The following is an 11487-nucleotide window of genomic DNA, read 5'->3' on the forward strand; positions in this document are numbered from 1 at the left end:
GTTAAAAAAATAAAAAAAAATAAAAAAAATAATGCAACCAATTAATAAATAATAAAATGAGAAAAAAACAGTAAAAAAAAAAAAAAAAACGATAAAAAAACAAACGAACCAATCCGTATCCCCATCCCATTGCTTTTTTATTATAAAATTTTTATAAAAAAAAAAAATTAAATAATCTTATCTTAAAATCATAAAAAATACGAAGGGAAAGACTTTATTGAAATTAAAAAATCGACTGTATACAGGTTTAGGAACTGGTTCATTTATATATATGATAGTTTTACTATCCAGAAACAATAATATATCTATTACACAGGCTGAGATTATAAGTGTTCTTATAATCTCAGCTTGCGCAGGCATTTTCACATTCATTTTTGATATTGAAAGAATCAGCTATTTGTTCGCCTTAGTAATCCATTTTCTCATGATGATTATAGTTGTCTTTCTTATATCTACATATAACCATTGGATAGAAATATTCCCAACTGCTGATTTTCTTGAAAGTATAGTTTTGATATATGCATTTTCTTGGTTAATATCATTTTTAAACACAAAAAAAGATGCTAAAGAATTAAATATGTTACTAAAAAATAAGAAGAACATTTAAAGTGTCCTTCTATAGGGGGCTGCTGCATCGATATTAAGTTAGCAAAACAAAATTTCCCTAAAATTTAAAAATACGCTATTCTTTCTGTAGAATCATAGGAAAGGATGGCGTTTTTGATATGAACTTATCGATTTTTGATGAACTAGAATTATTTTCTAAAGAGTTGCAACGATATATGTCACCGCATGCTCTAGAGAAATTAGCTAGAGATATAGGGTTTGTTCAGCGAAAAAGTAAATATCGTGCACAAGATTTAGTAGCTTTATGTGTTTGGTTAAGCGAAAACATAGCAAATACTTCGCTGACACAACTATGTAGCCGATTAGAAGTTAACACAGGTATTTCTATGAGTCCAGAAGGACTCAATCAACGCTTTAATTCCCAAGCTGTACAGTTGTTACAACAAATATTAGCCTCTTTACTCCATCAACAATTTTGTTTATCTAGCCAAATTCCAACATCGTATACAAACTATTTTCGTCGGATTCGTGTATTGGATTCTACACATTTTCAGGTTCCAGATAAATTTGCCTCTACATATCAAGGTTCAGGAGGTAGTGGTCAAAGTGCTGGTGTGAAAATTCAATTAGAGTACGATTTACTAAGTGGTCAGTTTCTACATGTTCATGTAGGATCGGGAAAACACAATGATAAAACGTATGGATCCACTTGCCTAACGTCTCTTCAACCACACGATGTATGTATACGTGATTTAGGATACTTCGACTTAAAAGATCTACATATTATAAGCGAGTGTGATGCTTATTTTATTTCACGATTAAAGCTCAATACTCGTATATATCAAAAGAATAGGGAACCTGAATACTTTCACAATGGAACAATAAAAAAGCATTCTGAGTACATTCAACTAGATATGGAGCAATTTATTGACCAATTACAGTCTGGTGAAACATATGAGATTCCTGAGATTTATATCGGAATGTATCAAAAACTTCCTGCAAGACTTATCTTATATAAATTAACTGAAACACAAATGAAACGTAGGCAAAAAGATTTAGCATCTAAAGAACATAAGAAACAAATCACTTATAAAGAACGCAGTAAGCGACTTAGTGCAATAAACTTTTACATTACGAATATCCCTTCGGAATATCTACCGAAGGAACAAGTATACGATTTTTACTCCTTACGATGGCAAATTGAATTGATATTTAAAACATGGAAATCATTTTTTCGTATTCATCATTGTAATTCTGTAAAATTAGAACGGCTAGAGTGTCATTTATATGGGCAATTAATTAGTATCCTTCTTTGTTCCTCCACTATGTTTCAAATGCGTCACTTACTCCTCGTCAAAAAGAAACGAGAATTAAGTGAATATAAAGCGGTCTATATCATTAAAGATTACTACCTACTTATATATCAATCTCTACAACAAAACACCCAGGAACTATCAAAGACCTTCCTTCGTTTGTTCAATCTCTTGCATAAAAATGGACGGAAGTCTCATCGATATGAGAAGAAAACAGTCTTTGATATATTGGGTGTCGTATACAATTATTTCGTTACTCACAATCATGGAGCTTAATTAAAAAAATGAAACCCGTTAGGGTTTATTTGGTATGCAGATTTTTAGAAAGCTGATATCAACTCTTTAGAAAATAGAAAAAATCTAGTTGACGGACTTTTACTTAATCTTAGCTTGATAGGTATGGGGTACTACCCCTATATATAGCTAAAAGTTCCGCAAGGAACGGATCGTATTTTTGAGAAAAACACTCAAAAATATCCACCTTCAGAATCAAAAGTTTTTTCGGAGCGATTCGCTTTTTTCGCCAAGCCAGCACTCTAGCCAAAACACACAATTTAAACCTAAATTCAAGAATACAATAAAAAAGTATGGAACAACAATCTTCTTTTTTTAGGGGAAGGAGCCCATATACATATTATTAAAATTAAAGTGGTTTAACTCAGAGGAAGGCACCTTGGAGTATTTTTTATTTAATTCTAAACGGACCTGCTCATTTTGTTCATAAAAACATAAAATAAAGTGAATCCATTAAAATGGCAACTTACCCATTGTTCTGTCTCCTAATTAAAGGAGGGAAAAATATGAGTTACGGCGGTTCTTGCGGTGGTTTTGGTGGCGGATTCGCTTTACTGATCGTTCTATTCATCCTGTTAATAATCATTGGATGTAGTTGTTGGGGCGGCGGTGGCGGATTCGGATACTAGAAAAAGAGGCACTCATGAGGGTGTCTTTTCTTTTGTATAAAAAAACCACCTATTTCCGTAGCTGGATTGTATGTGATTTTACACTTGTGCACTATTAAATTATTATCGGTAGCAAGGTTTTATGAGAATCCTTGTATTTATTATTGATTTTTTGTCTTGATTGAGTCCCACCCACATTTTAACGAAACTATAGGATAAGCAAATTTCGACATGAAAAAACTTTGATTTTACTACTCTAAGCGACATCACTAATCTCAAAAATGTAGGTATTTGAGATAAATAAACTTTAATATAAAAGATACCCCAAAAAGCTTAAATAATGTCTCAAAATCTGTCTTTCAATCAAAATTTCAATTCAAATCATGTTATTGAGTTTTGAGAATGCCTTAGCGCATAAAAATGTTAAAATGTGCGTACCATCCCTAGGTATGGTGTACTACCTCTTTATTGAAAGAATTTTGAGGGTATTGACTGAATTTTTTATTATGGATCCAAATTAGAAATCTGTATATATTATCTAGGTAATTTACCTGTTTTTAAAAACAATGGAGGAATATCATGTTAACTTATTATCCTAGACAAATGATTGCTCACCCAATACTTCTTGAGGCTAGACAAATTTCTTCTAATCAAATTTTAATGACTTATGATAAACCAACTGATTTGAAATCTGCAACAAATGTTTCGAATTATTGGATTAGAAGTAATTTGGGTCCGGTTGGTATTGCTAGTGTAGGAATGAGAGAGGCACTTACAGCAGAAAATGCTATACGTCCAGATATGGGAATGATAGCACCCGTTGATAATTCAAAAATGAGATTTGTTATAACTTTTAGAATGAATGCAATGCAAGGGGCAATGTATACTGTGCTTCCATGCTTCGTTAATTTAGAGGGAATGTCAGGTTTTATGGGAGAAAATTGGGGTCCTAATAGTAAAAATATGTTTATTGGTATGTAGGTGAGAAAAAAATGGCGATATCTTTAGAGCAAAAGGTAAAATCTTAAAAAATAGTTGTAAATAGATATTCATGTGAGTTTAACGTAACGTCCTATTATCGGTAGAAAAGATTTTGATAGAATTCTTATTTTTACTAGGTTTTTGTTTCTACGTATGCAAAATCAATATACAGGATTTTATACATGGTTGATATAGCGGGGATTCTAGGAATCCTCGTTATTTTTTTGCATAAAAATTTGTATAAATAAAAAAGATTTTGATGTTGTTATCAAAAAGTAATGAGTAATTGATTTTAAAATCGATATGTATCCTTAAGATTAGGACTGTAATAAGAACTAAATACATTACCGACTTGAAGAGTATGAAAGTTAAAAATGAAAATCATTGATACGTTAATTATTAGGAAAAAGGGTATATTATTGCTATAGCGAATATATTTTTGAGGTGAAACGCTATGAAGACATTTTATAGTCCTAGTGACGTGGCGGAGCAATTAGGTATCCAATCATCTACATTATATAAGTATGCAGACGTGTTGGAAAAAGAAGGTTACACTTTCATAATAAACGAGCGTGAGCATAGGAAGTAAAGAGAAATTGATGTAATGGTATTCCGTAAGGTTATAAACTTAAAGAGCGATACAGATATGACTCTAGAAAATGCTACAAAGCAAATTGTATTATGGTATTGAGGTGTTGCCCATTGGATCAACATGAAATTGAGTGCTATGAAGAACATGATTTGAACGCTACAACGCTACAAACGATGATTCAAGATCAAAAAGAAGTTATTGAAAAACAAAATGAGTTGCTTCAGGAATTAACAAAATGACTAATTGAACAAGATCAGCAATTTATACAAAGAGAATTAAAGTTATTGAGCACTATACAAACGATACAGGAATCCCAGACACTTATATCGACGAATACTAGCGAAGAACCAAGGACGTGATGATATGCTCATGCAAACAATAAGGGGAATACAGGAAATCAAAAAGATGATTGCTGCAAGTAAAGATAAGAAATGGTATGAGTTTTGGAAATAATCTTTTGAAATTTGATTAATTATCCTAAACTTGTCTTTTCGTAATGTTTTTAGGCAATTTTTTGCTCTGAAGACACCTGTAATCAATATATTTAAAAGTTTTATGTATTTTTCCCTATTAAATAGTTGGAGGTTCTTTTGGATACTATACTAAATAAATTAAAAAGTATAACTCGGAAACAAATTTTTCTTTATACCGTATTGCTATTTTGCTTTTCTGTTTCAATTATTTTTGTTAATCACAATTATTCATATTATGAACGTCCTATAGTCAAGGTTATTAAAACGAAATTAGAATATTCATCTGAAAGTTCAGATGGGGGACAGAATGTTGAGAAGATATACACTCAAAGTATAGTAGCTCAATTGAAAAACGGAAAAGAAAAAGGACAACTTATCCATTTAGTTAATAAATATTCAGCATCTGGAGGTTATGATCAAGAATATCATGTTGGAGATGAATTGTTTGTTTCAATTCATAAGAACACAGAAAAAAGCGTAAACCTAACTGGAGAAATAACAGATGTAAAACGTGATAAATACGTTTTAATTATTGGATGGATTTTTGTCTTCGTTTTACTTTTCATTGGAAAAAGGCAAGGTTTTTTTTCTATTATAAGTTTGGCAATCAATGCTGTTTTATTATCATACGCATTAGATGTTTACTTGCATACGTTAAATAGTAATTTGTTATTAATATGCAGTGTAAGTGTTATTTTATTTACATTTATTTCTTTATTACTCGTTAATGGTTTTAATGAGAAAACATTTGCAGCTATTTTTTCCACTTTATTAGGAACTTTTATTTCATTTTTAATCACCTATCTTACACTATGGTTAACTGCTGAAAAGGGACTTCGATATGAAGAGATGCAATTTTTAACTAGGCCGTATAAAGAGGTGTTTATGACAGGCCTATTAATTGGATCTTTAGGAGCTGTAATGGATGTAGCTATTACAATGTCTTCTTCTATCTTTGGTTTATATGAAGAAGATAATAAGATCTCAATAAAGGCGCTAAAAATGTCGGGTATGGATATTGGAAAAGATATTATGGGATCGATGACGAACATTTTATTTTTTGCGTACATAAGTGGTTCTATTCCGATGATTATTTTGTATTTGAAGAATGAGTACCCATTGCCCTTTACACTTTCTATGAACCTTTCTTTGGAATTAACTCGAGCCTTAGCAGGTGGCATCGGAATTGTGTTAACGATTCCGATAGGTCTATATACAACCATTTTTTTTATTAATCGAAAGAAGGCAAGATTATGAATGTGTTAGTATTATTGGCAGCCATTTTATTTACATTGATGATCCTCATTGGTGGAAAAAAAGGAGTACGATCTTTTATTGTTTTATTCCTAAACTTTGGTGTAATCTTTCTGACTATACTTTTTATGTTAGATCCGAGTGTCAACCCAATTGTTATATCCATGTTTGCATGTACGATAATTAGTGGTATTACTCTATTTTATATTAATGAAATCAACCTAAAAACAATAGCGGCATTTATTTCTACTATTATCACTATTTCGATTTTATTCTTTTTTATTGTTATAGTGACAAAAAAGACTATGATTCAAGGATTTGGTAAAGAAGAAATAGATGAGCTTAGCATATTTTCCCTTCATATTGGAGTAGATTTTATTAAAATTGGAGCTGCTGTAATTATTATGAGTACAATAGGTGCGATTACTGATGTCGCTATTTCTATTGCATCTCCAATGAGAGAAAGATTAATTCATAATCCATTAATCAGTAGGAAAAATCTATTTACATTTGGAATAAGTATTGGGAAGGATATATTAGGGACAAATACGAATACATTATTTTTCGCCTTAGTTGGAGGCTATCTAGCATTGTTTTTGTGGTTTAAAGAGTTATCCTATTCAATTGGGGAAGTTGTAAATTCAAAATTATTTAGTGCCGAAATGATAACTATATTTTGTGCCGGAATCGGTATAGCTTTGGTTATTCCTATTACTTCATGGATTACTGCATTTCTTTTGGTAAGAAAAAGAGATAAAAACTTTATTTAAAATCGAAAAGCCAATTCCATAAGGGAATTGGCTTTTCGATTTTAAATGAGTGCCGTGATTTTGATTTATTCAAGTAATTCAGAGTTGCTCTGAATAGATCATTGCATAATTACATGTAAAGGGAAGTTTAGATTTGTTCAAATTATAGGTTAGGTACCATTATAGCTGTATATCTTGGTACCAAAAAGACCTAAATTTTACTACTGATAATGTGGTGTTATGTAAGCTTAATAGAGGTGAGAAATAATTGTTTGTTCAGCTTACAGAATTTTCAAACCTAAAAATCGTAAAGTAACAACATTTCGTAGGATTCTAAATGGGTTGTCTATATTAATATTTAACTGGCTGCTGCCATTGATTATTTTAATTGGATTTCCTAAATTATTTGGTCCTTTGTCTACGGTAACATTATTTGCTCCAGGAATAGGGCATCTCTTATTTTTAATACCTTTGCTCTTTATAATTGTGGGAGTCGTTAAATTAGGTAAAGTAACACTAACATTAAAGAAAAAATATGTTTTAAAAACAAAACTGCTGTAGCATTTAAACGTTTATTTAAGCCCTCAGGGCTAAGTAAAGTGCCTGTCGCTGCATGAAGCCTCGAACCAAGGAATCACTTGCCACCCGTTGACTAATCCAAATGCAAATAGCAGCTAAGTCTGAGCCATAAAGCTTACGTTTTCGCTTTATAAATCTTATTTCTTTTGCAAGTTCTTCTAAGAATACAGGTGTAACATATCGTTGTAATTCTTCTGCAAATGGTAGTAATTCATCTTGAATCGAGAGATTCATAAGAAAACATCATCCTTTCTCATTTAGCTTGTTTAGAAAGGATAACGTTTTTTGATATTTGAGGGTATTAAAATCTCCTGAGTTGATGGTTATGTATGGTGACCCCATAGCCAAAGAAGTAAGAAGATATTTAGAAGTGCATCAAATTTTGAGGAAGTGCTTGTGAACCGTACCATAAATAAATGAGGTTTTGTATGTTCGATTTTTAAATAATACCCAAGAAGGAGTGGGTTGCAGTTATAGTAATACTCTATTTTTTGTATTTCTATAATAGATAAAATTTCAAAAAAACAGAATTATCTTGACAGTTATTGAATGGATTGATAAGGTTATAAAAAAATATTTCTTATCCAGAGAGGTGGAGGGACTGGCCTTATGAAACCTCAGCAACAGGTCTGCTTAAGTAGACACTGTGCTAATTCCAGCGGGTGATAATCCTGATAGATGAGAGCTTCCGTTTTTATTTGTCAGTAGCGCCCTCTTTTTTAGAGTGCGTTTTTGTTTTTTCTGGATAGTAACTAAAGGAGAGTAGAAATGGAGAACAAAAATGGGCAAGAATTTCAAAGGAAAATGCAAGCACGTCATTTAGTCATGCTATCACTTGGTGGGGTGATTGGAACTGGCTTATTCTTAAGCCCGGGTTACACTATTCAACAAGCTGGCCCGTTTGGAACAATTCTATCCTATCTGATTGGTGCGCTAGTGGTTTATCTAGTTATGCTATGTTTAGGAGAGCTTTCCGTACATATGCCTGAAACGGGCGCATTTCATAGTTATGCAGTTAAATACATTGGACCGGGTACAGGGTATACAGTAGCCTGGTTGTATTGGTTAACTTGGACTGTTGCTTTAGGTTCTGAATTTACAGCCGCAGGATTACTTATGAAGCGATGGTTTCCATCGATTGATGTTTGGGTATGGAGTGCTCTTTTTGCCATTTTGATCTTTGTATTAAATGTCCTGACTGTTAAATTTTTCGCCGAATCCGAATTTTGGTTTTCATCGATAAAGGTTATAGCTATTGTGATTTTTATTGTTTTAGGAGTAGCGGCAATGCTAGGGTTTCTTCCGATGAATCATTCAAAAGCAGCACCATTCTTTTCTAATTTTACAAGTGCAGGTTTATTTCCTCATGGTGCTACGGCCATTATAATGACCATGCTTGCGGTTAATTTTGCTTTTTCGGGAACAGAATTAATAGGCATTGCAGCTGGAGAAACAGCGAACCCGGAAAAAATGATACCGAAGGCCATTCGAACTACTCTGTGGAGATTGATCATCTTTTTTGTAGGAGCGATTGTTGTTTTATCTGCGTTATTGCCTATTTCCGATGCAGGGGTATTAGAGAGCCCTTTTGTTGCAGTTCTAGAACGAATTGGGGTGCCATATTCAGCTGACATAATGAATTTCGTTATCTTAACAGCCATTTTATCTGCGGCAAACTCAGGCCTTTATGCCTCTTCTAGAATGCTTTGGTCGCTTGCTAATAAGAATACGATATCCCCGATTTTTGGAAAAATGACGAAGCAAGGTGTTCCAATCAACGCCGTCATTTTCAGCATGGTGGGTGGAGCTTTGGCTTTGCTCTCAAGTATTGTGGCACCAGATACTATCTATATCGTACTTGTTTCCATTTCCGGTCTAGCAGTAGTTGTAGTTTGGATGAGTATTAGTGCTTCCCAGTTCCTATTTCGCAGACAATTTTTGAAAGAAGGAAATTCTGAAAAGGACTTGATTTATCGCACACCACTATATCCATTAGTACCAATTGCTTCTTTTATCCTTTGTCTGGCATCGTGTATTGGAATTGCATTCGATCCAACACAGAGAATTGCCTTATATTGCGGCATACCGTTTATTTTGTTTTGCTATGGAAGTTATTATCTAACAAAAAATCTAAAAAAGAGGGGCGTAGATTATGTCGAACAAAATCAACCCAATTGATGCTATTTTATCCCAACATTCCATTATGCTTCTTGACGGAGCATTAGCTACAGAATTGGAGGCGCATGGATGTAATTTGGACGATCCCCTTTGGTCGGCACGTGTGTTACTAGAAAATCCGGAACTAATTTATCAGGTTCATTCGGACTATTTTCGTGCTGGAGCGGACTGTGCCATAACAGCAAGCTATCAAGCTACTATTAGTGGTTTTTCCGCGCGTGGAATACAAGAACAGGAAGCTTTGGAATTAATTAAGAAAACGGTGTTACTTGCAAGAAGGGCAAGAGATGATTTTTGGAAGGAAAATACGCAAACGAATAGGCCTAAACCATTGGTTGTTGCATCAGTTGGGCCGTACGGGGCTTACCTTGCAGATGGTTCAGAGTATGTAGGCAACTATGGTGTGACAGATAAAACATTAGCAGACTTTCACCGTTCGAGAATGTCAGCGTTAATCGAAGCAGGTGCAGATCTATTGGCATTTGAAACGATCCCTTCCCTGCAAGAAGCAAGAGTATTAGATACATTATTGCGTGAGTTTCCAGAAACATATGCTTGGCTTTCCTTTTCGCTAAAAAATGAGAAAGAGATTAGTGAAGGTATGAAACTCGTGGAGTGTGCACGAGCTTTTGAGAAAAGTGAACAAATTGTAGCGATAGGCATCAATTGTGCGCCAGTAACCGTTGTGACTGGTGCAATCCAAGAGTTGAGGGCAAACACAAAAAAACCGATTATTGTTTATCCAAACTCGGGTGAAACTTATAATCCAGAATCAAAAACATGGCATGGTCATGAACAATGTAACGCGTTGGATATTCAATCTGAAGAATGGTACCAAGCAGGTGCACGTTTAATAGGTGGATGCTGCAGAACGACACCTTATCACATTGAGGAGATATCGAACAAGTGGCGTTCTTCCGAGTTTTTCTATTCGAACGAAGCAAAACAGTAATGTAATGGATGATAATCTATCTTTGTGTGTATTTTCATGATTTTGCTTGTTCAGGAATCTACAGTTACGTCTATTGGCACAAAATGTCTTTTCAGAGACACAAATGTGGATGGTAGCCTCGGGAATCCAGTGGACTTTTGGGTACCTTAGGTATGGAAAGGAATCAGGGAAAATAAAAACCGCTAGTTTAATAGATATGGTAGACAACATGCTGAATCTTTTAATGAAGATGTAGTTGATCCAATTGAAGGTGAAGGGGACCATTTATTTGTAATTAAAGTTAACGAAGAGGTTAATTTAGTTATTCAAAAAATAGTTCAATGACTATATGAAAATTTGTTGTGGTAAAAATCCTTGTTGTAGTAGTAAATGTGGTCATTTTTTTGTAAAAAAGGATAGATGTAAACAGGTATACTCTCCTGTTCATCTATCCTTTCCTTTTTACCTTATAAAATGTGTGACATTATATTCAATCGCATAAATATAGGATTTCATTACTATTTCCTTGACTTTTAATGAAACGATAGGGTTTATTTGGTATGCGTATTATTAAGAGTATGCTTCTATTTTAGGAATGCTTTACCCCACAAAATGAAAGTACACTTTGTTTCCATTCTTAAGTTGATGGGTATGGGTCACCATACATGCCCATCAACTTAAGAAAACAAGTTACCCCCCAAACGATAAAAATGAGGCTTATTACCATAAAAGATACAAAAATCTTCGTTCTGGGGGCTTCATAACAGAGTTTTTATCTCTCTACAGTTAGTTATGAGAATTCAGTTCATTTTTTTATTTTGAGAAGCAATATATTTTTTAACCTGATAGTGATGTGATGGCCTCTTATAAATCATTTATTTATTTCATTCTATGTATTCTCCTCATATAAACTCATTAATCATTCAGAAAGAATTATATATCATGTTTTAATCCATAATATATATAAA

Annotated in this window: 8 protein-coding genes, 2 pseudogenes and 1 riboswitch; of the genes and pseudogenes, 9 read left to right on the forward strand and 1 reads right to left on the reverse strand. The window is 33.3% G+C overall.

Annotation, left to right across the window (positions count from 1 at the left end):
• Positions 1-217 precede the first annotated feature (217 nt).
• The 7 genes and pseudogenes from ACFWDE_RS27965 to ACFWDE_RS27995 all read left to right on the forward strand — a co-directional run bounded on the left by ACFWDE_RS27965 (position 218) and on the right by ACFWDE_RS27995 (position 6852).
• Positions 218-607 carry a DUF3021 domain-containing protein gene (locus ACFWDE_RS27965; RefSeq protein ID WP_002139696.1) on the forward strand — a complete coding sequence of 130 codons (390 nt, stop codon included), beginning with the start codon at positions 218-220 and terminating at the stop codon, positions 605-607.
• Positions 608-725: 118 nt separating this feature from the next.
• Complete coding sequence (locus tag ACFWDE_RS27970; protein WP_215575541.1) at positions 726-2156, forward strand: IS4 family transposase; 1431 nt, start codon at positions 726-728, stop codon at positions 2154-2156.
• A 524-nt stretch (positions 2157-2680) separates the two neighbouring features.
• A complete protein-coding gene (locus ACFWDE_RS27975) occupies positions 2681-2803 on the forward strand; it encodes a YjcZ family sporulation protein (RefSeq protein WP_098387487.1) in 123 nt (40 codons plus the stop codon).
• A 558-nt stretch (positions 2804-3361) separates the two neighbouring features.
• On the forward strand, positions 3362-3763 hold the full coding sequence (locus ACFWDE_RS27980; protein ID WP_377896068.1) for a hypothetical protein: 402 nt from the start codon (positions 3362-3364) through the stop codon (positions 3761-3763).
• Between the two features lie 454 nt (positions 3764-4217).
• Positions 4218-4808 (forward strand): annotated as a pseudogene (locus ACFWDE_RS27985) (DUF3967 domain-containing protein).
• 137 nt (positions 4809-4945) lie between these two features.
• Entirely contained in the window at positions 4946-6085 is a 1140-nt protein-coding gene (locus tag ACFWDE_RS27990; RefSeq protein ID WP_377896069.1) for a YibE/F family protein, read from the forward strand.
• Positions 6082-6852 carry a YibE/F family protein gene (locus ACFWDE_RS27995; RefSeq protein ID WP_377896070.1) on the forward strand — a complete coding sequence of 257 codons (771 nt, stop codon included), beginning with the start codon at positions 6082-6084 and terminating at the stop codon, positions 6850-6852. Before ACFWDE_RS27990 ends, ACFWDE_RS27995 begins: the two co-directional genes overlap by 4 nt.
• A gap of 496 nt (positions 6853-7348) precedes the next feature.
• Here the strand turns inward: ACFWDE_RS27995 and ACFWDE_RS28000 are convergent.
• Positions 7349-7644: pseudogene (locus ACFWDE_RS28000) on the reverse strand (IS4 family transposase); the annotation flags it as partial.
• 343 nt (positions 7645-7987) lie between these two features.
• A riboswitch (SAM riboswitch) is annotated at positions 7988-8095 on the forward strand.
• A gap of 83 nt (positions 8096-8178) precedes the next feature.
• Here ACFWDE_RS28000 and mmuP point away from each other — a divergent pair.
• Together mmuP and mmuM are read left to right on the forward strand one after the other, a co-directional pair.
• Positions 8179-9588, forward strand: a complete 1410-nt coding sequence (gene mmuP / locus ACFWDE_RS28005) for an S-methylmethionine permease (protein ID WP_377896071.1) — start codon at positions 8179-8181, stop codon at positions 9586-9588.
• Positions 9563-10540 carry a homocysteine S-methyltransferase gene (gene mmuM, locus ACFWDE_RS28010; RefSeq protein ID WP_002166548.1) on the forward strand — a complete coding sequence of 326 codons (978 nt, stop codon included), beginning with the start codon at positions 9563-9565 and terminating at the stop codon, positions 10538-10540. The genes mmuP and mmuM overlap by 26 nt, the downstream gene beginning before the upstream one ends.
• Positions 10541-11487 lie beyond the last annotated feature (947 nt).

Origin of the sequence: Bacillus sp. NPDC060175, assembly GCF_042728695.1 — a bacterium.
Taxonomy (GTDB): domain Bacteria; phylum Bacillota; class Bacilli; order Bacillales; family Bacillaceae_G; genus Bacillus_A.